General features: G+C 60.8%; 20 protein-coding genes and 1 pseudogene. 17 read left to right on the top strand and 4 right to left on the bottom strand.

Annotation, left to right across the window (positions count from 1 at the left end):
• The first annotated feature begins 32 nt into the window (after positions 1–32).
• Entirely contained in the window at positions 33–1,031 is a 999-nt protein-coding gene (locus ACIPLA_RS24490) for a LysR family transcriptional regulator (protein WP_123494604.1), read from the top strand.
• A gap of 194 nt (positions 1,032–1,225) precedes the next feature.
• Here ACIPLA_RS24490 and ACIPLA_RS24485 read toward each other — a convergent pair whose 3' ends face one another.
• Together ACIPLA_RS24485 and ACIPLA_RS24480 are read right to left on the bottom strand one after the other, a co-directional pair.
• Entirely contained in the window at positions 1,226–1,633 is a 408-nt protein-coding gene (locus ACIPLA_RS24485; protein WP_007905217.1) for a PA2817 family protein, read from the bottom strand.
• Between the two features lie 100 nt (positions 1,634–1,733).
• Positions 1,734–4,181 carry an acyl-CoA dehydrogenase gene (locus ACIPLA_RS24480; RefSeq protein WP_401176655.1) on the bottom strand — a complete coding sequence of 816 codons (2,448 nt, stop codon included), beginning with the start codon at positions 4,179–4,181 and terminating at the stop codon, positions 1,734–1,736.
• A 248-nt stretch (positions 4,182–4,429) separates the two neighbouring features.
• Between ACIPLA_RS24480 and ACIPLA_RS24475 the strand changes: the two genes are divergently transcribed.
• The 4 genes from ACIPLA_RS24475 to ACIPLA_RS24460 all read left to right on the top strand — a co-directional run bounded on the left by ACIPLA_RS24475 (position 4,430) and on the right by ACIPLA_RS24460 (position 7,597).
• Positions 4,430–5,089: a transglutaminase family protein gene (locus ACIPLA_RS24475; protein WP_401176652.1), complete on the top strand. Its 660-nt coding sequence runs from the start codon at positions 4,430–4,432 to the stop codon at positions 5,087–5,089.
• A 43-nt stretch (positions 5,090–5,132) separates the two neighbouring features.
• Entirely contained in the window at positions 5,133–5,756 is a 624-nt protein-coding gene (locus ACIPLA_RS24470) for a glutathione S-transferase family protein (protein WP_401176649.1), read from the top strand.
• 132 nt (positions 5,757–5,888) lie between these two features.
• Positions 5,889–6,821 (top strand): ABC transporter ATP-binding protein, encoded by a 933-nt coding sequence (locus tag ACIPLA_RS24465; RefSeq protein ID WP_123494600.1) that lies wholly within the window; start codon positions 5,889–5,891, stop codon positions 6,819–6,821.
• On the top strand, positions 6,818–7,597 hold the full coding sequence (locus tag ACIPLA_RS24460) for an ABC transporter permease (RefSeq protein WP_007905224.1): 780 nt from the start codon (positions 6,818–6,820) through the stop codon (positions 7,595–7,597). Before ACIPLA_RS24465 ends, ACIPLA_RS24460 begins: the two co-directional genes overlap by 4 nt.
• A gap of 168 nt (positions 7,598–7,765) precedes the next feature.
• On the opposite strand, the gene ACIPLA_RS24455 is transcribed toward ACIPLA_RS24460, so the two are convergent.
• Complete coding sequence (locus tag ACIPLA_RS24455) at positions 7,766–8,281, bottom strand: DUF2062 domain-containing protein (RefSeq protein WP_192343982.1); 516 nt, start codon at positions 8,279–8,281, stop codon at positions 7,766–7,768.
• A gap of 136 nt (positions 8,282–8,417) precedes the next feature.
• Between ACIPLA_RS24455 and ACIPLA_RS24450 the strand changes: the two genes are divergently transcribed.
• The 12 genes from ACIPLA_RS24450 to ACIPLA_RS24395 all read left to right on the top strand — a co-directional run bounded on the left by ACIPLA_RS24450 (position 8,418) and on the right by ACIPLA_RS24395 (position 19,869).
• A complete protein-coding gene (locus ACIPLA_RS24450; RefSeq protein ID WP_401176645.1) occupies positions 8,418–10,652 on the top strand; it encodes a DNA internalization-related competence protein ComEC/Rec2 in 2,235 nt (744 codons plus the stop codon).
• Positions 10,653–10,748: 96 nt separating this feature from the next.
• The gene (locus ACIPLA_RS24445; RefSeq protein ID WP_008067747.1) at positions 10,749–11,384 is read left to right on the top strand and encodes a MotA/TolQ/ExbB proton channel family protein; all 636 of its coding nucleotides are present in this window, start codon (positions 10,749–10,751) and stop codon (positions 11,382–11,384) included.
• Positions 11,381–11,809 carry a biopolymer transporter ExbD gene (locus tag ACIPLA_RS24440; RefSeq protein ID WP_007904055.1) on the top strand — a complete coding sequence of 143 codons (429 nt, stop codon included), beginning with the start codon at positions 11,381–11,383 and terminating at the stop codon, positions 11,807–11,809. Before ACIPLA_RS24445 ends, ACIPLA_RS24440 begins: the two co-directional genes overlap by 4 nt.
• Complete coding sequence (lpxK, locus tag ACIPLA_RS24435; RefSeq protein ID WP_401176642.1) at positions 11,809–12,819, top strand: tetraacyldisaccharide 4'-kinase; 1,011 nt, start codon at positions 11,809–11,811, stop codon at positions 12,817–12,819. Before ACIPLA_RS24440 ends, lpxK begins: the two co-directional genes overlap by 1 nt.
• A gap of 25 nt (positions 12,820–12,844) precedes the next feature.
• On the top strand, positions 12,845–13,030 hold the full coding sequence (locus ACIPLA_RS24430; protein ID WP_003179363.1) for a Trm112 family protein: 186 nt from the start codon (positions 12,845–12,847) through the stop codon (positions 13,028–13,030).
• Positions 13,027–13,791, top strand: coding sequence for a 3-deoxy-manno-octulosonate cytidylyltransferase (kdsB, locus tag ACIPLA_RS24425; protein ID WP_218397739.1), 765 nt, complete (start codon positions 13,027–13,029; stop codon positions 13,789–13,791). The genes ACIPLA_RS24430 and kdsB overlap by 4 nt, the downstream gene beginning before the upstream one ends.
• A complete protein-coding gene (locus tag ACIPLA_RS24420; RefSeq protein WP_192343985.1) occupies positions 13,791–14,255 on the top strand; it encodes a low molecular weight protein-tyrosine-phosphatase in 465 nt (154 codons plus the stop codon). Before kdsB ends, ACIPLA_RS24420 begins: the two co-directional genes overlap by 1 nt.
• Positions 14,252–15,271 (top strand): UDP-N-acetylmuramate dehydrogenase, encoded by a 1,020-nt coding sequence (gene murB / locus ACIPLA_RS24415; protein WP_192343986.1) that lies wholly within the window; start codon positions 14,252–14,254, stop codon positions 15,269–15,271. Before ACIPLA_RS24420 ends, murB begins: the two co-directional genes overlap by 4 nt.
• A gap of 236 nt (positions 15,272–15,507) precedes the next feature.
• On the top strand, positions 15,508–15,978 hold the full coding sequence (locus tag ACIPLA_RS24410; RefSeq protein WP_401176636.1) for a (2Fe-2S)-binding protein: 471 nt from the start codon (positions 15,508–15,510) through the stop codon (positions 15,976–15,978).
• Positions 15,975–18,296 (top strand): molybdopterin cofactor-binding domain-containing protein, encoded by a 2,322-nt coding sequence (locus tag ACIPLA_RS24405; RefSeq protein ID WP_401176633.1) that lies wholly within the window; start codon positions 15,975–15,977, stop codon positions 18,294–18,296. Before ACIPLA_RS24410 ends, ACIPLA_RS24405 begins: the two co-directional genes overlap by 4 nt.
• The gene (locus ACIPLA_RS24400) at positions 18,296–19,279 is read left to right on the top strand and encodes an XdhC family protein (protein WP_401176630.1); all 984 of its coding nucleotides are present in this window, start codon (positions 18,296–18,298) and stop codon (positions 19,277–19,279) included. Before ACIPLA_RS24405 ends, ACIPLA_RS24400 begins: the two co-directional genes overlap by 1 nt.
• Positions 19,276–19,869 carry a nucleotidyltransferase family protein gene (locus ACIPLA_RS24395; protein ID WP_401176627.1) on the top strand — a complete coding sequence of 198 codons (594 nt, stop codon included), beginning with the start codon at positions 19,276–19,278 and terminating at the stop codon, positions 19,867–19,869. The genes ACIPLA_RS24400 and ACIPLA_RS24395 overlap by 4 nt, the downstream gene beginning before the upstream one ends.
• Before the next feature lie 185 nt (positions 19,870–20,054).
• Here ACIPLA_RS24395 and ACIPLA_RS24390 read toward each other — a convergent pair.
• Positions 20,055–22,113: pseudogene (locus ACIPLA_RS24390) on the bottom strand (ribonuclease E); the annotation flags it as partial.

Raw genomic sequence — 22,113 nt, 5'->3', positions numbered from 1 at the left:
AATCCGTTCAATCATCAAAGGACTGTTGCGCTGTGAGCATAAATCTTCCTCTGCCTCTGCTCGGTGAAATGGCGATTTTCGTCAAGGTTGTCGAGACTGGCAGTTTCTCCGAAGCAGCACGCCAATTAGGTTCTTCACCCTCGGCGGTAAGTCGCAGCATTTCGCGGCTGGAGAAGGCACTCGCCACGCGGCTGCTGCAACGAACCACGCGCAAGCTGCGCCTGAGTGACGGTGGCGAAGAGGTGTTCAAGCGTTGCCAGGAGATGGTCAGCGCGGCGAAGTCGGTGATGGAAATCAGCGGTCAGTTCACCCATGAAGCGGAAGGGCTGGTGCGTGTCAGCGTGCCCAAGGCTGTCGGGCGATTCGTGATTCATCCGCACATGCCCGAATTCCTGCGGCGCTATCCCAAAGTGAATGTGGAGTTGTTGCTCGAGGACCGTCAGGTGGATTTGATCGACGACAACGTCGATCTGGCGATCCGTATTACCGACCGCCCGCCCGCGGGGCTGGTGGGGCGGCAGTTGTTGACCATCGATCATTTACTCTGTGCAACGCCACAGTACCTGGCCGAACACGGCACCCCGACTCATCCCCACGACTTACTCAACCACAGCTGTATCTATCTGGGCGAAACCCCGAGCGATGCGCGCTGGAAATTCAAGAAAGGCAGCAAAGCCGTGACCGTCGGCGTGCGCGGCCGTTATGCCGCCAATCACACGGGGGTGCGGCTGGGCGCGGTATTGCAACACATCGGAATCGGCAGCCTGCCGTACTTCACCGCCCGTTATGCGCTGGAACAAGGGCTGATCGTTCAGGTTCTGCCAGACTGGACTTTTCTGGCGTCCTACCACGGAGGCGCCTGGCTGCTGCATTCGCCCACCCGCTATCTACCGCCCAAGTTACGGGTGCTTATCGACTATCTGGTGGAATGCCTGGAGAAAGAGCCGACCTTGAGCAGGCCGGGCAAACCGGGTGCATTGGGCAAGGTCGCGGCAGAGTATGAGTTGCCCGAAAGTGATGGGCTGCTTTGACGGGCCTCTTCGCGAGCAAGCCCGCTCCCACAGTGGACTTCTGTCGTACACAGAATCTGTGTCCACTGAAGATCAAATGTGGGAGCGGGCTTGCTCGCGAAGACGGCAGCCCAAACACCACATCACTCGGCAATGCCACAAAAAAAGGCCCGCATGAATAACCATGCGGGCCTTTGCATTTGCTGACAGTGGAATCAGTGCTTGCTGTCCTGGTTCGACATCGCCAGTAGCTGTTTTTCCTGATTCCAGTCGAACGGTTCGTCGTTCTGTTCGGCTTCGAAGCGACGCTCTTCAAGGGCCTGGTACAGGTCGATTTCATCATCGGGCATGTAATGCAGGCAGTCGCCAGCGAAGTACCACAGCAGGTCGCGCGGGACCAGGTGGGCGATTTGCGGATAACGAGTGATCACCTGACACAGAATGTCCTGGCCCAGGTATTGGCTTTCGATCGGGTCGACCGGCAGCAATGCACGCAGTTCGTCGAAGCGCTCCAGGAACAAGGCATGGCTTTCTTCGGGAACCTGTTCGGCCTCACCTACGGCGACCAGGATGCTGCGCAGGTGGTCGAGCAAGACGAGATGATCGGCAACGACGTTGGACACGAGATAAGTCCTCAAGAGCAAAACGGGCGCGGGAGTATAAAGCTCCTGCGCCCCTTTTTACATATTAAAGAGCCCCATGCAAGACACAGGGTCCGCCGGATCAGCGGACCTTGCCTTTGGCCAATACCAGCTCCTTTGGGTCGAAATCATCGACATCAATCACCTTGCGTCGCGCCACTTCTGCCTCGCGCAAGGTCTGGGCTTCAAGCGGTTGCAAGACGCCAGCCTCCAGGGCGGCATCAATGGGAGACTCTCCGACAGTGGGTTTGACCTGGCGACTTTTCAGTGCCGTATTGAGTTTTTTCTGTAGCGGCTTGGCGGCGTTCAACAAGTCGCAAGCGTGCTGCAGGGCGCCGACCGAATCCTCTGGTGATTGCGGGCGATAGCAGCCGCCCAGTAACTCCTCAAGCGTTGGATCGCCCTTGGGACGGCCGATGACGGCTGCGACATTGGCCGCCAGTCTGTCCGACGGGCCTCTGTGACGACGACCGAACGGGAACACCATCACCCGCAGCAGACATCCAAGTACCTTGTTCGGGAAGTTGGTCAGCAGTTCGTCCAGCGCACGTTCGGACTGACCGAGGCTCTCTTCCATGGCCCAGGCGAACAGCGGATGCATATGCTCCGGCGAATCGAGATCGTGATAACGCTTGAGTGCGCCGGAGGCCAGATACAGGTAGCTGAGTACATCGCCCAGACGTGCGGACAGCCGTTCGCGACGTTTCAAATCACCGCCCAGCAGCATCATGCTCAGGTCTGCAAGCAAGGCAAAGGCCGCGGCCTGACGGTTGAGGGCGCGGAAATAGCCTTGGCTGAGCCTGTCCCCGGGCATGTGTTCGAAATGCCCGAGGCCGAGGTTCAGCACCAGCGTGCTGGCGGCGTTGCACACGGCAAAACCAATGTGGTCGAGCAGCAGTGCATCGAACTCGATCAGTGCCTGTTGTTTGTCTTCGCGATGGGCGAGGGCCATTTCCTTGAGCACGAACGGATGGCAGCGAATAGCGCCCTGGCCGAAGATCATCAAACTGCGTGTCAGGATGTTTGCACCTTCGACCGTGACGGAAATGGGCGCACCTTGCCAGCCACGCGCCAGGTAGTTGTTCGGGCCCATGATGATGGCCCTGCCGCCGTGAACATCCATGGCGTGGCTGATGCATTCGCGGCCGCGTTCAGAGAGGTGGTATTTGATAATGGCCGAAGGTACCGACGGTTTTTCGCCGAGGTCGACCGCGTTGGCGGTGAGCATCCGTGCGCTGTCCATCAGCCAGGTACTGCCGCCGATCCGCGCCAGTGCTTCCTGAATCCCTTCGAAGGCTGACAGCGGTGCGTTGAATTGTTCGCGAACCTGCGCGTATTGGCCCGTCACCAGACTGGTGAACTTGCCCGCAGCGGTACCGATGGCAGGCAGCGAAATGGAACGCCCGACCGACAGGCAGTTCATCAGCATCATCCAGCCCTCGCCGAGCATCTCCTGACCGCCGATGATGAATTCCAGCGGTACGAACACATCCTTGCCGGAGTTCGGGCCGTTCATGAATGAGGCGCCCAGCGGCAGGTGACGGCGACCGATTTCTACACCGGGGGTCTGGGTTGGAATCAAGGCGAGGCTGATCCCCAGGTCGACTTTGTCGCCCAGTAGATGGTCCGGGTCATAGGCCTTGAAGGCCAGGCCGATCAAGGTCGCAACCGGGCCGAGGGTGATGTAGCGTTTTTCCCAGTTCAGACGCAGGCCGAGGGTTTCCTTGCCCTCCCATTCACCTTTGCAGATGACCCCGGTGTCGGTCATCCCGCCGACGTTGGAGCCCGCCATCGGGCCTGTCAGGGCAAAGCAGGGGATATCGTCGCCACGGGCCAGCCGTGGCAGGTAATGATTGCGTTGTTCGTCGGTGCCGTAATGCAGCAGCAGCTCCGCAGGTCCCAGGGAATTGGGCACCATGACGGTCGACGCCAGGTCGCCGCTGCGGGTGGCCAGTTTCATCGCCACTTGGGAGTGGGCATAGGCCGAGAAGCCTTTGCCACCGTACTCTTTGGGGATGATCAGGGCAAAAAAGCCATGTTGTTTGATGTGATCCCAAGCCTTGGGCGGCAGATCCAGCAACTGGCCAATCTGCCAATCGCTGACCATGGCGCAGAGCTCTTCGGTCGGGCCATCGATGAACGCTTGTTCCTCTTCGCTCAGTTGCGCTTTTGGATAAGCCAGCAGCTTGTTCCAGTCCGGGCGCCCGCTGAACAGCTCGCCGTCCCACCAGACCGTGCCAGCTTCAATGGCTTCACGTTCGGTTTGCGACATCGGCGGCAGGTTTTTTTGAAACCAGCCGAATATTGGCGTCGTGAAGAGTTTTCGGCGCAGATCCGGCAGCAACAGGAAAGCGGTCACGACCGCGAGCATCACCCAGAAAATCAGCATGAGCCAGACGGGGGCATGGCTGAAGATGCCCATCGCCAGCAGATAGGCCGCAATGATGCCCAAGGCGGGCAGAGGCGCAGTGCGGCGATGTGCCAGGTAGGCAATCCCGACCACCAGAACCAGTATCCACAACAGCAACATATTCAATTCTCCATGAAGCCAGGGGCAAAACCACTTTCAGAGCTTAGACGGCATCCATAAAAGTGGGGGGCCAGAGCATGAGTCTGAGCGTGTAGGAAGCAACGGCTGAAATTCGTCAGTTATTTCGAGGGCGGACGGTTAAGTGCTGTTATCGACAGCGCGGTAAACGCTGATATTTGGCCGAAACGTCGTTATCTCTGTGCTGAAGGTGTCGCTAGACTCGTGGCTTCCCCCTGGAGATTGTTGCCATGCATGCGTATCTGAGCCCCGGCCGCTTCATCGACAGTGACCATCCCTCGGTGATGGAGTTCGCCGAAAAACATCGTGGCGCCGGGCGCGATCCGCTCGAACAGGCGATCAATCTTTATTACGCAGTACGTGAGGCCGTACGCTACAACCCTTACACCTTCAGCCGCGATCCAGAAACCTTGCGCGGCAGCTATGCGCTGGCGGCGGGGGAGAGTTATTGCGTGCCCAAAGCCACGCTGTTGGCAGGTGCAGCCCGGCATTGCGGGATCCCGGCGCGTATCGGTCTGGCAGATGTGCGTAATCATTTGTCGACGCCGCGTCTGCTCGAACTGCTCAAAAGCGATGTGTTCGCCATGCACGGCTACACCGAGTTATATCTGAACGATCGCTGGGTCAAAGCCACGCCGGCTTTCAATCAACAACTCTGCGAACTGTTCAATGTCGCGCCGCTGGAGTTCGACGGGATCAACGACAGCGTGTTCCACCCCTTCAACCGTGACGGCGCGCAGTTGATGGAGTACCTGATCGATCACGGCCAGTTCACCGATGTGCCTGAAGCGTTCTTTTTCGAACACCTGGAAAAGTGCTATCCGCATCTGTTTGGCGAGCAGCTGTCGGTGCTGTTGGGGGACATGCAGAGCGATTTGAGTCGCGCCTGATCCGGCGTATGCTGCCTGCGCATTCATCCAAAAAGGGGCGGTCATGCTGAAGATCTGGGGTCGGAAAAATTCGTCGAATGTCAGGAAGCCGTTGTGGGCGGCCGAAGAACTGGGCCTGGCCTATGAAGCCATCGATGCCGGCGGCGCCTTTGGTGTAGTCGACACGCCTGAGTACCGCGCGATGAATCCCAACGGCCGCGTGCCGGTGATCGAAGACGACGGTTTTGTGCTGTGGGAGTCCAACACCATCGTCCGTTACCTGATGGCCCGTCATGCCAGCGGTACTGCCTGGTATCCGACAGACCTGCAAGCCCGAGCCTCTGCCGAAAAGTGGATGGACTGGACCACCTCAAGTTTTGCCGCCCCGTTTCGCACGGTGTTCTGGGGCGTGTTGCGCACCCCGGAAGACCAGCAGGACTGGCCGGCCATCAAGGCCGCGATCAAGGAGTGTGACGCTCTGCTGTCGATGGCCGATCAAGCGCTGGCGGCCAAGCCGTACCTGTCCGGCGATGAGATCGGCATGGGCGACATTCCCTTGGGCAGTTTCATTTATGCCTGGTTCGAGATGCCGATCGAGCGCGCGCCGCTGCCTCATCTCCAAGCCTGGTATGCGCGGTTGAAACAGCGTCCGGCCTATCAGAAGGCGGTCATGACCGCGTTGACTTAATACTCACTATCGACACGCTTGACTGTACTTGTGCGGCAGCGACAAGCACCATTGCGCTCATGCGCCGCGGTTGCATTGCTCGCCGCCCGCCCTTATTTATTCCTTTCTTCCCTTCTTGGTGCGTAATCCGATATGAGTTCCGCTCTGTCCATCCGGCAGCTAACCAAAACCTACGGCAACGGTTTCCAGGCCTTGAGTGGTATCGATCTGGACGTCGCCGAAGGTGACTTTTTCGCCTTGCTCGGCCCTAACGGCGCCGGCAAATCCACGACCATCGGCATTCTCTCGACCTTGGTGAACAAGACCAGCGGGACGGTGAATATCTTCGGCCATGACCTGGACAAGGAACCGGCGGCGCTCAAGCGCTGCATTGGCGTGGTGCCCCAGGAATTCAACTTCAACCAGTTTGAAAAGACGTTCGACATTGTCGTGACCCAGGCCGGTTACTACGGCATCCCGGCGAAAATCGCCAAGGAACGCGCCGAGCAGTACCTGACCCAACTGGGCCTGTGGGACAAGCGCGATGTGCCGTCACGTTCCCTGTCTGGCGGCATGAAGCGCCGACTGATGATCGCCCGTGCGCTGGTTCACGAACCGCGCCTGCTGATCCTCGACGAACCGACGGCGGGGGTGGACATCGAATTGCGTCGCTCGATGTGGACCTTCCTCACCGAACTGAACAAGAAAGGCATCACCATCATCCTCACCACCCACTATCTGGAAGAGGCTGAGCAGTTGTGCCGCAACATCGGCATCATCGACCACGGCACCATTGTCGAGAACACCAGCATGAAGCAGTTGCTCAGCCAGCTGCATGTCGAAACCTTCCTGCTGGATATGAAGAATACGTTGCAAGTGGCCCCGCAGTTGCTCGGCTACCCGGCCAAACTGATCGACAGTCATACCCTGGAAGTCCAGGTCGACAAGGCCATGGGCATTACCGCGCTGTTCACCCAATTGGCGCAGCAGAACATCGAAGTGTTGAGCCTGCGTAACAAAACCAATCGCCTCGAGGAGTTGTTCGTGTCCCTGGTGGAGAAGAATCTGTCGAAGGTGGCGGTATGAGTTCCGAGCTGCAACCCAACCTCGTTGCCCTCAATACCATCGTCTACCGTGAGGTCAAACGCTTCACCCGGATTTGGCCACAGACCCTGCTGCCGCCGGCCATCACCATGGTTCTGTACTTCGTGATCTTCGGCAATCTGATCGGTCGGCAGATCGGCGACATGGGTGGTTTCACCTACATGGAGTACATCGTGCCGGGGCTGATCATGATGTCGGTGATCACCAACTCCTACGGCAACGTGGTGTCGAGTTTCTTTGGCAGCAAGTTCCAGCGTTCCATCGAAGAATTGATGGTGTCGCCGGTGTCGCCCCATACGATTCTGATCGGCTACACCCTGGGCGGCGTGCTGCGCGGGTTGATGGTCGGGATCATCGTGACCCTGCTGTCGTTGTTCTTCACTCAATTGCAGGTGCATCACTTGGGCGTGACCGTTCTGGTGGTGGTGCTGACGGCGACGATCTTCTCGCTGCTGGGTTTCATCAACGCGGTATTTGCGCGCAACTTCGACGATATCTCGATCATCCCGACATTCGTGCTGACGCCGTTGACCTACCTGGGCGGGGTGTTCTACTCGATCAGCTTGCTGCCACCATTCTGGCAGACCGTGTCGCTGGCCAACCCGGTGCTGCACATGGTCAACGCCTTCCGTTACGGCATCCTTGGTGTGTCGGACATCAAGATCAGCGTGGCGATCACCTTCATGCTGATAGCGACCGTTGTGCTGTATATCGGTTGTGCGCGGTTGCTGGTGAGTGGGCGTGGGATGCGTACCTAAGGAACACCGCGTCGCCTGCTTCGCGAGCAAGCCCGCTCCCACAGGATTGGTGTTGCCCACATATTTTGTGATTAACACCGAACCCATGTGGGAGCGGGCTTGCTCGCGAAGGCGTCAGCACAAACACTGCAAAAAAACGGCCTCCACATTGGAGGCCGTTTTGCATTCTTACATCCGGCTACGCTTACGCCGCTTCCACTGCCGACTCACCCACCAGCGCCAGTACATCATCACCAGGCAATAAGCGAGGGCACCCAGCACTAACCCCGTCACCACCGAGCCAAGCAAGAACGGTTGCCACAGGCTCGAGAGTTCGCCGCTGATCCATTCCCAGGTCAGCTCATCCGGCAGGCTGCGGGCGGGGACGTCCATCAGCCAGGCACCAGTCTGATAAGTACAGAAGAACACCGCCGGCATGGTGATCGGGTTGGTCAGCCAGACCAGGCTGACGGCAATCGGCATGTTGCCGCGTACCACAATGGCAAGGATGGCCGCCAACAGCATCTGCAACGGGATGGGCAGGAATGCCGCAAACAGACCGACCGCCATGGCCCGCGCGACGGAGTGGCGATTGAGGTGCCAGAGGTTCGGGTCATGCAGCAGGGTGCCGAGAAAGCGTAAGGATTTGTGTTCCCTGATGCTGGTCGGGTCTGGCATGTAACGTTTGAACAAGCGCCGGGGCATAAGGCTTCTCGGTCGGTTAAGACGGCAAGTATGTCTTGATTCTACGAACCGCCCATTCAGACTTTGTGACAATTGATAACGACAGACGTGCGGCGCATCGGCTAAGCCTAGGGCTGGAACTCTCAAGGACGGGCTTATGCGCACAGGGATGATGGCGCTGGCGTTGGGTCTGTTGGCCCTGCGTTTTTTACCGGTATTACCGCCGGCGGGGTTGTGGCTGTTGTTGCCGGTAGCGGGTTTGATGTTGCTGCCGTTTCGCACCTTCCCCCTGGCATTTTTGCTGTTCGGTTTCAGTTGGGCGGGCGCGAATGCACAGTGGGCGCTGAATGATCGCCTGGCAGCGACGCTTGATGGCGAGACTCGCTGGCTCGAAGGTCGTGTGACCGGGTTGCCGCAGCAGGCCGAGGGCGTAGTGCGTTTCGAACTGACGGACAGTCAGTCGCGTCGCACCAGACTGCCTCGGCACCTGCGGCTGGCCTGGTATGGCGGGCCGCCCGTCAACAGCGGCGAGCATTGGCGGCTGGCGGTCAAATTGAAGCGTCCTGCCGGGTTGCTCAACCCGCATGCGTTCGACTACGACGCCTGGTTACTGGCCCGGCATATCGGCGCCACCGGGACCGTCAAGGATGGCCAGCGACTGATGGACGCGCAATGGGCCTGGCGCGACGGCATCCGTCAGCGTTTGCAGACCGTGGATGCCCAGGGACGAACGGGTGCGCTGACGGCGTTGGTGCTCGGGGATGGCGCCGGGCTGAGTCGTGAGGACTGGCAGGTGCTGCAAGACACCGGCACCGTGCATCTGTTGGTGATTTCCGGGCAGCACATTGGTTTGCTGGCGGGAGTGGTGTATCTGCTGATTGCCGGGTTGGCGCGTTATGGCTTATGGCCCAAGCGCTTGCCGTGGCTGCCATGGGCATGCGGACTGGCGTTCGCGGCGGCGCTCGGTTATGGGCTGCTGGCCGGCTTCGAGGTGCCGGTGCGGCGGGCCTGCCTGATGATCGGTCTGGTGCTGTTGTGGCGACTACGGTTTCGTCACCTCGGCGCATGGTGGCCGCTGCTGTTGGCGCTTGACGGTGTTTTGCTGCTGGACCCGCTGGCGAGTCTGAAACCGGGTTTCTGGTTGTCCTTTGCGGCGGTCGCGGTGCTTATTTTCACTTTTGGCGGCCGATTGGGGGCGTGGCGCTGGTGGCAAACCTGGACTCGCGCTCAATGGCTGATCGCGATCGGTCTGTGCCCACTGCTGTTGGTGCTGGGGTTGCCGATCAGTCTCAGCGGGCCGCTGGCCAATTTACTGGCGGTGCCCTGGGTCAGCCTGGTGGTCCTGCCGCCGGCTTTGCTTGGGACGATGTTGTTGCCCGTTCCTTATGTGGGCGAAGGATTGCTGTGGTTGGCCGGCGGTCTGATCGATCTTTTGTTCAAGGGGTTGGCGTTGATCGCCGGGCAATTGCCCGCGTGGGTACCGGTGGCGGTCCCATTGTGGGTATGGGCGCTCGGCACTCTGGGGGCTTTTCTGCTGTTATTGCCGCGAGGCGTGCCGTTGCGCCCGTTGGGCTGGCCGATGTTGCTGTTACTGGTTTTTTCGCCCCGGCACACGTTGCCTGAAGGCATGGCCGAGGTCTGGCAGCTGGATGTCGGTCAGGGTTTGGCAATCCTGGTGCGTACCCGCCATCACACCTTGCTGTATGACGCCGGGCCGAGGTTCGGCGATATCGACCTGGGTGAGCGGGTGGTACTGCCATCATTGCGCAAACTAGGCGTGAACGGCCTCGATCTGATGCTGATCAGCCACGCCGACGCCGATCACGCCGGCGGTGCGCGAGCCATTGCCAACGCAATATCCGTGAAGCAAGTCCTGAGTGGCGATCACCTGGCCCTGCCAGACGAATTGCAGGCCGAGGGCTGCGAGAGCGGTCAGCAATGGACCTGGGACGGCGTGAAGTTTCAACTCTGGCAGTGGTCATTGGCCAGCGACAGCAATCAGAAATCCTGCGTGCTGCAGATCGAGGCCAATGGCGAGCGGTTGCTGCTGACCGGTGATATCGATAGCTCGGCCGAGCGGGCGCTGCTCGACGGTCCATTGGCGGTGCCGACGGATTGGTTGCAGGCTCCGCACCATGGCAGTCGCAGTTCGTCTTCGATGGCGTTGCTCAGCGTATTGCAACCCAAAGCGGTGCTGATCTCCCGTGGCAATGGCAATTCTTTCGGTCATCCCCATCCCACGGTCGTGGCGCGGTATCAAAAGCGCGGGGTGGCGATCTACGACAGCGCCGAGCAAGGTGCCATTCGTCTGCAACTGGGGCACTTTAAGCCGCCGTGGACGATGCTTCAAGAACGGCGCTTCTGGCGTGATCTGCCACCATCCAGCCAGTAACCCGAACTGTCGAAGCCCGACCGGATACGACATCGCGGTCTTCGGTGCGTCCACCCCCTATGTTAGAGTGGCGCACTTTTCGAGGGGACTGTCACTGTGTGGGAATTGGTCAAATCCGGCGGCTGGATGATGCTGCCGATCATTCTGAGTTCCATCGCGGCCATGGCGATCGTTGCCGAGCGTCTGTGGACCCTGCGTGCCAGCCGCGTGACCCCGGAGCATTTGCTCGGGCAGGTCTGGGTCTGGATCAAGGACAAACAACTCAATAAAGAAAAACTCAAGGAACTGCGTGCCAACTCTCCGTTGGGCGAGATCCTGGCCGCCGGTCTGGCGAATTCCAGGCATGGCCGCGAGATCATGAAAGAGTGCATCGAAGAAGCCGCTGCGCGGGTGATTCACGAGCTCGAACGCTACATCAATGCCCTCGGCACCATCGCCGCCATGGCCCCGTTGCTGGGGCTGCTGGGTACGGTGCTGGGCATGATCGATATTTTCAGTGCATTCATGGGCACGGGCATGGGTACCAACGCCTCGGTACTGGCCGGTGGTATTTCCAAGGCGCTGATCACCACCGCTGCAGGCCTGATGGTCGGTATTCCGGCCGTGTTCTTCCACCGCTTCCTGCAACGCCGCATAGATGAGCTGGTGGTAGGCATGGAGCAGGAAGCGATCAAGCTGGTCGAGGTGGTGCAGGGTGACCGCGACGTGGATCTGGCTGAGGGCAAAGCGTGAAATTCCGTCGTAAACCACGGGAAACGATAGACATCAACCTCGCGTCGTTGATCGACGTGGTGTTTATCCTGCTGCTGTTTTTCGTTGTGACCACCACATTTACCCGTGAAACCCAGTTGCGCGTCGACCTGCCGGAAGCGGTCAGCGGTTCCCCGGCCGAAGACCAACAGGCCAAGCAACTGGACATCGCCATCAGCGCCGAAGGGGTGTTCTCGGTCAACAACCAATTGTTGCCCAAGAATGACCTGACCAGCCTGATGGAAGCGCTACAGAAAGAATCCAACGGCGATACCAACCTGCCGTTGTCCATCAGCGCTGATGGCAAGACCCCCCATCAGTCCGTCATCACTGCAATGGACGCTGCCGGCAAACTCGGTTTCAGTCATTTGCGCATGACCACTGTCGAGGCGGCGCCGGCATCCTGATGGCCATGTCCGATCGATTGCTCGCTGCGTGGTACGAAGGCCATCCGGCGCTGAAGCTGTTGCAGCCCCTGGAATGGCTGTATCGGCGTGTGGTCATCGGCAAGCGCGAGCGCTTTCTGGCGGGTGAGGGCGAGATCTATCAGCCGCCGGTGCCGCTGATCGTGGTCGGCAACATCACGGTGGGCGGCACCGGCAAGACGCCGCTGATTCTATGGATGATCCAGCATTGCCAGCGCAGCGGTTTGCGAGTTGGCGTCGTCAGCCGTGGTTACGGCGCCAAACCTGCGCAATTGCCGTGGCGGGTCGAGGCGGATCAAGGTGCGGACGTGGCGGGCGATGAGCCATTGTTGATCGTCCAGCGCACTGGCGTGCCGCTGATGATCGACCCGGACCGCAGCCGCGCAGTCAAAGCCTTGCTGGCGAGCGAGCCGCTGGACCTGATCCTTTCCGACGACGGCATGCAGCATTACCGGCTGGCCCGGCACCTGGAACTGGTGCTGATCGATGCCGCCCGGGGGCTGGGCAACCAGCGCTGCCTGCCGGCCGGGCCGTTGCGTGAACCGATCGAGCGTCTGCAAAGCGTCGATGCGGTGCTTTATAACGGTGCCACGGCCGACCGCATCGACGGTTTTGCCTTCCAGCTGCAACCCACGGCACTGGTCAATCTGCAAAGCGGCGAACGCCGGCCCCTTGACCACTTCCCCCCAGGCCAGGCCATTCACGCCGTGGCCGGGATCGGCAATCCCCAGCGTTTCTTCACGACCCTCGAAACGCTACACTGGCGGCCAGTGCCGCATGCCTTTGCCGACCACGCCGAGTACAGCGTGCAGGCCTTGAATTTCACACCGTCATTGCCAGTGGTGATGACGGAAAAAGACGCGGTGAAGTGCCGTGCCTTCGCCGCCGCCGATTGGTGGTACCTGGCGGTCGATGCTGCGCCATCGCCGGCCTTCGTGGCCTGGTTCGATACGCAGCTGATGCGCCTGTTGCCGGCTCGTCTTTTGCCTTAAATCCGTTTCTATCCAGGGAATGTTCATGGACACCAAATTGCTCGATATCCTCGCTTGCCCGGTCTGCAAAGGCCCGCTCAAGCTCAGTGCCGACAAAACCGAGCTGATCAGCAAAGGCGCCGGCCTCGCATACCCGATTCGCGACGGCATCCCGGTGATGCTCGAAAGCGAAGCGCGCACCCTGACCACCGACGAGCGTCTGGATAAATGACCACAGCCTTTACCGTTGTCATTCCATCGCGCTATGCCTCCACCCGTCTGCCGGGCAAACCCCTGCTGCTGATCGCCGGCAAGCCGATGATCCAGCATGTTTGGGAACAAGCGAGCAAAAGCAGTGCCCAGCGCGTGGTCGTTGCCACTGACGATGCGCGCATTGTCGAGGCCTGCAAAAGCTTTGGTGCCGAAGTGGTGCTGACGCGCGAAGACCATAATTCCGGCACCGACCGTCTGGCCGAAGTCGCAGCGAAACTGGGCCTGGCACCGGACGCCATCGTGGTCAACGTTCAGGGCGACGAGCCGTTGATTCCGCCGAGCGTGATCGATCAGGTTGCCGCCAACCTGGGCGCCCACACCGAAGCGCGCATGGCCACCCTGGCCGAGCCGATCGAAGACGTGGAAACCCTGTTCAATCCCAACGTGGTCAAGGTGGTCAGCGACCTCAATGGCCTGGCGCTGACGTTCAGTCGTGCCACCTTGCCGTGGGCTCGCGACGCCTTCGCCAAGAGCCGCGAGCAATTGCCGGAAGGCGTGCCGTATCGCCGCCACATCGGCATTTATGCCTATCGCGCCGGTTTTCTGCATGACTTCGTCACCTGGGGCCCGTGCTGGCTGGAAAACACCGAGTCTCTGGAGCAACTGCGGGCGCTCTGGCACGGCGTGCGGATTCACGTGGCCGATGCGCTGATCGCCCCGCCTACCGGCGTCGATACCATTGAAGACCTCGAGCGCGTTCGTCGCTTGCTGGAGGCCTGATGCGGGTTCTGTTCGTCTGCCTGGGCAATATCTGCCGTTCCCCTACGGCCGAAGGCGTGTTGCGGCACAAACTGCGTGAGGCGGGGCTGGCCGATCAAGTCGAAGTGGCTTCCGCCGGCACCGGTGACTGGCACGTCGGCAAGGCCCCGGACAAGCGTAGCCAGGCCGCGGCGAAACTGCGTGGCTACGACCTGTCCGCCCAACGCGCGCGGCAAGTCAGCCGTGCCGATTTCGCCACCTACGACCTGATTCTGGCGATGGACAACAGCAACCTGCGCCACCTCAAGGCCTTGCAACCGGCCAAGGGCAAGGCCGAGCTGGACCTGTTCCTGCGTCGCTACCAGTCGGAAATCGATGAAGTGCCGGATCCTTATCACGACAGCGACCAGGGTTTCGAACAGGTACTGGACCTGATCGAGCGCGCCAGCGATCTGCTGGTCATCGAATTGAAGGGCCGGTTATGAGTTTGCAGATACAAGCTCAGGTATCGCTCAAGCCGTTCAACAGCTTTGGCGTGGATGTTCAGGCCCGGCTGTTCGCCGAAGCCCATAGCGATGCCGACGTGCGCGAAGCGCTGGCCTATGGGTTGGAACATGATGTGCCGGTGCTGGTGATCGGTGGCGGCAGCAACTTGTTGCTGACCGCCGATGTGCAGGCGCTGGTGCTGCGCATGGCCACACGAGGGATTCGCCTGCTGAGCGATGACGGTAACCAAGTGGTGATCGAAGCCGAGGCGGGCGAGCCGTGGCATCCGTTTGTGCAACATACCCTGGCGCAAGGGTTGGCGGGACTGGAAAACCTCAGTCTGATTCCCGGCACCGTGGGCGCGGCACCGATGCAGAACATCGGCGCTTACGGTGTCGAGATCAAAGACGTTTTTGCCGGCCTGACGGCCCTCGATCGCCAGACCGGCGAGCTACGGGACTTCACGCTGGCCGAGTGCAACTTCGCCTACCGCGACAGCCTGTTCAAACAGGAGCCGGGGCGTTGGTTGATCCTGCGGGTGCGTTTCACCCTCACGCGCACCGCGCACCTGCACCTGGAATACGGTCCGGTTCGCCAGCGTCTCACATCGCTGGGCATCGATCACCCGACGCCTACCGATGTCAGCCAGGCCATTTGCAGCATTCGCAACGAAAAGCTCCCGGATCCGGCGGTGCTCGGCAATGCCGGCAGCTTCTTCAAGAACCCCTTGGTACCGGCGACATTGGTCGCGCAACTCAAGGAGCAATACCCGGAGCTGGTGGCCTACGCGCAACCCGACGGGCAAATGAAACTGGCGGCGGGATGGCTGATCGAACGGGCCGGCTGGAAAGGCTTTCGCGACGGTGATGCCGGGGTGCATAAATTCCAGGCGCTGGTGCTGGTCAACTACGGCACCGCAACGGGCCTGCAATTGTTGAGTCTGGCGCAGCGTATTCAAAAAGACATTTCAGAACGTTTTCACGTCGACCTGGAAATGGAGCCCAATCGGTATTGAGGCTACGCTTTCACGGCTGATTTCAAAGCCCTGTACATCTTCAAATGTGCAGGGCTTTTTTGTTAATGCTGGGTTAACTTAGCTACCTAACGATGCAAGCATTTGCTCCACCAAAGGCCCGGTGCAGACGTTGCCGTCCGCATAAGAGAGCCCATTAGCCTGAGTCGATCTGCGTGAAGGAACCCACGCGGCAGATTGCTCGACCCCATAACCTCTATAACTATGCGGGCGTGCCCATGATTACCCTGAAACTCAATGATCAAGATCATCAACTCGATGTCACCGAGGACATGCCGCTACTTTGGGCGATCCGTGACGTGGCCGGTTACAACGGCACCAAATTTGGCTGCGGCATGGGCCTGTGTGGCGCCTGTACCATTCATATCGACGGCGCGCCTGCGCGCAGTTGCATCACGCCGATTGGCTCGGTAGTCGGCCAGAACGTCACCACCATCGATAACCTGCACGCCGACCCGGTTGGCAAAGTCGTCCAGCAAGCCTGGCTCGACAGCGCCGTGGCCCAGTGCGGTTACTGCCAGGGCGGGCAGATCATGTCGGCCACAGCGTTGCTGAAAACCAATCCGAACCCCAGCGACGAGCAGATTGAAGAGGCGATGGTCGGTAACATTTGCCGTTGCGGCACCTACAACCGGATCAAGACCGCCGTCCGCCAGGCATCCACTCACCTGAAGGAGGCCAAGGCATGAGTCAGCTTCCCAATGATTTTGCGCTGAGTAACCTCAGCCGCCGTGGCTTCCTCAAAGGCGTGGGCGCCACCAGTGCCCTGGTGCTGGCTGCCAGTTGGGGTTGGCAGGACGCGCTTGCCGCCGAAAAAGACAAGAAGTTCGGCGCCGACGGCATGCCCAACGGCTGGATCGATGATCCAAAGGTTTACGTCAGCATCGCCGCCGATGGCAGCGTGACCGTGGTCTGCAACCGCTCGGAAATGGGTCAGGGCGTACGCACCAGCCTGACCATGGTAGTAGCTGATGAACTGGACGCCGACTGGGCGCTGGTCAAAGTGCAACAGGCGCCGGGCGACGAAGTGCGTTTCGGCAACCAGGACACCGACGGTTCGCGCAGCATGCGTCATTGGTACGAGCCGATGCGCCGTTGCGGGGCTGCCGCGCGGACCATGCTTGAGCAAGCCGCCGCCGCGCAGTGGAAAGTGCCGGTCAGCGAGTGCCATGCGCAACTGCATAAAGTCATTCACCAACCGACCGGTCGTGAACTGGGCTACGGCGCATTGGCCGCTGCTGCCGGGGCACTGGCGGTACCGGCCCGCGACAGCCTGCGGCTCAAGCAACCATCGGAATTCCGTTACATCGGCAAGGAAGGCTCCAAGGCCATCGACGGTGCGGACATCGTCAACGGTCGGGCGGTCTACGGCGCCGATGTGCATGTCGACGGAATGCTTTTCGCCACCATCGCGCGTCCAGCGGTCTATGGCGGCAAGGTCAAATCCTTCGATGCCAGCGCCGCGATGAAAGTCCCGGGTGTGATCAAGGTCCTGCAAGTCGAAAGCCGTCCATTGCCGTCTGAGTTTCAGCCTTTGGGTGGTGTGGCCGTGGTGGCCAGCAATACCTGGGCGGCGATCAAGGGCCGCGAAGCGCTGAAAATCGAATGGGATGACGGCCCCAACGCCAGTTATGACTCGATCGCCTACCGCAAGGAACTCGAAGCAGCGTCCCTCAAACCCGGCAAAGTGGTGCGCAATACCGGCAGCATCGACCAGGCCATGAGCAGTGCCGACAGCACCCTCGAAGCCTCTTACTACCTGCCGCACCTGGCGCAATCGCCAATGGAACCGATGGTCGCCATCGCCCGTTTCAAGGACGGCGTGTGCGAAGCCTGGGCTCCAAGCCAGGCGCCGCAAGTCACCCGCGAACGGATCGGCGAACGCCTCGGCATTCCATTCGATAACGTCACGTTCAACGTCACCTTGCTCGGCGGCGGTTTCGGTCGCAAGTCCAAGCCGGACTTCGTCGTTGAAGCGGCGATCCTGGCCAAGGAGTTCCCGGGCAAGGCGGTGCGGGTGCAATGGACCCGTGAAGACGACATCCACAACTCCTATTTCCACACCGTATCGGCCGAATACCTGAAGGCCAGCCTGAACAAGGACGGCCTGCCGTCCGGCTGGTTGCACCGCACGGTGGCGCCAAGCATCACCGCGTTGTTCGCGCCGGGCATGAACCATGAGGCGGCTTTCGAGCTGGGCATGGGCTTTACCAACATGGCTTATGCGATTCCCAACGTGCGCCTGGAAAACCCCGAAGCGACAGTCCACACCCGGGTCGGCTGGTATCGCTCGGTGTCGAACATTCCCCACGGCTTTGCGATTCAGAGTTTTGTCGATGAACTGGCGCATAAGGCTGGCCAGGATCCACTCAAGTACCAGGTCAAATTGCTCGGGCCGGACCGTCAGATCGATCCGCGCACCTTGAGTGAAGAGTGGAACTACGGCGAATCTCCTGAGCGTTATCCAATCGACACTGCACGGATGCGCACCGTGCTGGAAACCGCCGCCAAAGCGGCCGGTTGGGGGCGTGAGTTGCCCAAGGGCCGAGGCTTGGGCTTGGCGGTGCACTATAGTTTTGTCACTTATGTGGCGGCGGTGATCGAGGTGGAAGTCAAAGACGATGGCACGCTGATCGTGCACAAGGCCGACATCGCCGTGGATTGCGGCCCGCAGATCAACCCCGAGCGGATTCGCTCGCAGTTCGAAGGCGCCTGTGTCATGGGGCTGGGCAACGCGGTGCTGGGGGAGATCAGCTTCAAGGACGGAAAGGTTCAGCAGGACAATTTCCACATGTACGAAGTGGCGCGCATGTCCCTGGCGCCGAAGGAAGTCGCCGTGCACCTGGTCACGCCACCGGGCAATGTGCCGTTGGGCGGAGTCGGTGAGCCGGGCGTACCGCCGATTGCGCCAGCGCTGTGCAACGCGATCTTCGCCGCCACCGGCAAGCGCATCCGTAATCTGCCGGTACGCTATCAGTTGCAAGGTTGGCAGAAGGCGCAAGCCTGATGGACAGCGTCGATCTGAACGTCCTGCGCAGCGTGCTGGAATGGCGCCGCGCCGGTCAGCGGGTGATGTTGTACAGCGTGGTCCAGACCTGGGGCACCGCACCCCGGGCACCTGGCGCCATGCTGGCCTTGCGTGAAGACGGCGTGGTGATTGGCTCGGTGTCCGGTGGCTGTGTCGAGGATGACCTGATTGCCCGGCTGCACGATGGCCGTATCCCGGCCGAGGGGCCGCCGGTGCAGTTGATTACCTATGGCGTCACTCGGGAGGAGGCCGCGCGGTTTGGTTTGCCATGCGGCGGCACGTTGCGCCTGACCGAGGAGCGAGTCGGTGATCCGGCGTGGGTTGCCGAATTGCTGACGCGCTGCGAGGCCCATGAAATCGTTGCGCGTGAGCTGAACCTGGCGAGCGGTGAAGTGATCCTGCAGCCAGCGAGCAAGACCGATGCGCTGGTGTTTGACGGGCAGACCTTACGCGCCATTTATGGTCCGCGCTGGCGGCTGTTGCTGATCGGCGCCGGACAACTGTCGCGCTACGTTGCCGAGATGGCGCGGCTGCTGGATTTCGAAGTGCTGATCTGCGATCCGCGCACCGAGTTCGTCTATGGCTGGGAAGAGCAACACGGTCGCTTCGTCCCGGGCATGCCCGACGAAGCGGTGCTGACCATCCAGACCGACGAGCGCACAGCCATTATTGCGCTGACCCACGATCCGCGCCTGGATGACATGGCGCTGCTCACGGCGCTGGATTCCAAGGCATTTTATGTTGGTGCGCTGGGTTCACGGGTCAACAGTCAGAAGCGCCGGGACAATCTGGCTCAGCTAGGCTTGTCACAACAGGCCATCGAGCGCTTGCACGGCCCGATCGGTTTGCACATCGGCAGCCATACACCGGCGGAAATCGCCTTGTCGCTGCTGGCCGAAATTGTGGCGATCAAGAACGGCGTCGAGCTGAAACAGAAGAGGCCGTTGCAGGAGGGCGTATGAGCGACTCCATTGGCGTTATCGTTCTGGCCGCAGGGCAGGGCAGTCGGTTTCGACAGGTGGCGGGCGACGAGAAGGACAAGCTGCTGGTGGATTGCACCGCTCGTGACGGCGTCACCGTGCATTCGATGATCGAGCAGGTGCTGGTAAATCTGCCGGCCACGCTTGAGAAGCGCGTGCTAGTGACCACGGCGGATCGCCCGCAAGTGATTCGCATGGCTCAGGCTTATGGTTGTGAAATTGTGCGGATCGAGTCGACCGGTCTGGGCGACAGCATTGCGGCGGGTGTGGCGGCGTGCTCACAACTCGGTGGCTGGCTGATCGTGCTGGGGGATATGCCGTTTATCCTGCCGTCCAGCATTGAGCGGGTTGTCGCGAATATTGCCGATGATGCCATCAGCGTGCCGGTCCATGAGGGGCAATATGGGCATCCGGTGGGATTCGGGCGAAGCTTTGGTCCAGGGTTGATGGCATTGACCGGTGATCACGGGGCCAGGTCGCTGTTCGCACAGGCGAGGGTGGTCGAGGTGGCGGTGGAGGACCCCGGGGTGTTGTGGGATGTGGATGTGCCTGCTGCATTGACCTTTAAGTAGCTTTGGCGCAGATCTAATGTGGGAGCGGGCTTGCTCGCGAAAGCGGTGGGCCTGCTTGCATAGATGTTGAATGTTAAACCGCTTTCGCGAGCAAGCCCGCTCCCACAGGGTATGTGTGTTGTTTTCGGGCATAAAAAAAGCCCCGCCTGGGATCACCAGGCGGGGCTTTTTAATGGCCGATGGAATCAGGCGAGGGGTTTAGGCTCGTGCTCTTTTTCCTGGGCTTGCTCGTGTTGCTCCACCGCTTCCTGAACGGAGCGCGGTGCTTCGTCGAACGCGGATTCAACCGGTTCGGCAGGGACTTCAGCGGCCGGGGCAGGGGCTGCCTCGACAACTTCAGCAACAACCGGGGCTGGCTCGGCAGCGGCCGGAGCAGCAGCGGCAGCCAGTTCGGCTTCCTTCTGCAGACGCTCGGCTTCACGCTTGCGACGACGTACTTCACGCGGGTCGTTCGGCGCACGGCCACTTGGGGTCAGAGCGCTGACAGGGGCGGCTTCAGCCACCGGTACAGCCTCTTCGGCAACAACGGGCGCTTCAACAACCGCTGGAGCAGGCTCGGCAGCAGCAACCACTGGCTCGGAGACCATGGCTTCGGCAACCGGAGCTTCAGCGACTGGCGCTGGCGCTTCGACCGCTACAGGTGGCTCGGCAACCCAGTTGAACGTGGTTTGCTCTTCGCGAACTTCACGTACCGGTTCGGCCGGCGCTTCAACCACAGGCTCGGTAGCAGCCACTGGTTCAGCGACGACGGCCGGCTCAGCGGCAGCTTCAACTTCAGGCTGGGCTTCACGAACCGGTGCTACTTCGATTTCCGGAGCAGCGGTGACTTCTACTGGTGTGGTTGCTTCAACAACTGGCGCTTCAACCGGAGCAGTTTCCAGCGTGGCGGCAGTGGCGCGTTCAGCTTGCTCGTTGGCTTGTGCTTCAGCAGGCGCGCTGATCACGGAGCTGGCAACGGCTGCGGTAACAGCCAGGCCGGCGGCCAGATCGGCAGCGCTTGGCGTTTCGGCGTTTTCAGCCGATTCGGACTCTTCCGAACCTTCGATCACATTGCCGTTGGCATCGCGTTGACGCTCACGACGGTTGCTGCGACGACGCTGGCCACGGGAGCGGCGGCGCGGACGATCGCCTTCGGCGCCTTCCTGACCGTCTTCCTGCAGTTGCTCTTCGTTGGTGGTCAACTCTTCTTCAGCAACGGCAGCAACGGCTTGCTCGGTACGTGGCTGACGTTCTTCACGCGGAGGGCGTGGAGCGCGTTCTTCACGTGGCTGACGGGCTGGACGCTCTTCAGCGTTGGCAGCGGCGGCCGGAGCGGCATCCAGAGGCTCGCGCAGTTCACGAACCGGACGTTCTTCACGCTCGCCACGTGGCTTGCGATCTTCACGCGGGGCGCGCGGTGCACGTTCTTCACGAGGGGCGCGTGGTGCGCGCTCTTCGCGCGGAGCGCGTTCCTGGGCAACTGCTGGAGCTTCTTCGCGGGCTTCACGTGGCTCACGTGGTGCGCGTTCTTCACGCGGTGCACGTTCCTCACGAGGCTTGCGCTCTTCATCGCGGCGACCGTTACGGTTGCGGCTCTGCTGACGGCCGTTACGGCGCTCTTCGTTGCGAGCAGGGCGTTCGGTGGCTGGCTTTTCAACCACAACCGGCGCAGCAGGCTCTTCCTTGGTGGCGAACAGGCTGACCAGCGACTTCACCAGGCCTTTGAACAGGCTTGGCTCTGGGGCAACGGCCGGTGCAGCCACCGGAGCCGCGACGACTTCGGTCGGAACCGGAGCGTTGGCGCGGGCCGGAGCCGTCTTGACCGCGGCTTCCTGGCGAACCAGGGTGCGGGTCGCGGCGGCTGGCTGGACTTCTTCGACCTCGGCAGCGGCAGCGGCGATTTCGTAGCTGGACTGGCCGACCGCGGCTTCCGGGCTGTCATCGCGCAGGCGCTGAACTTCGAAGTGCGGCGTTTCGAGGTGATCGTTCGGCAGAATGACGATGCGGGCACGGGTGCGCAGTTCGATCTTGGTGATCGAGTTGCGTTTTTCGTTGAGCAGGAAAGCTGCGACCGGAATCGGCACTTGTGCGCGAACTTCGGCGGTGCGGTCTTTCAGGGCTTCTTCTTCGATCAGGCGCAGGATCGCCAGCGACAGCGATTCAACGTCACGGATGATGCCGGTGCCGTTGCAACGCGGGCAGACGATGCCGCTGCTTTCGCCTAGCGATGGACGCAGGCGCTGACGAGACATTTCCAGACGGCCG

It is taken from the genome of Pseudomonas sp. NPDC086112 (assembly GCF_044746425.1).
In the GTDB taxonomy this organism is placed as follows: domain Bacteria; phylum Pseudomonadota; class Gammaproteobacteria; order Pseudomonadales; family Pseudomonadaceae; genus Aquipseudomonas.
This window is presented reverse-complemented; position numbering and strand designations above follow the sequence as displayed.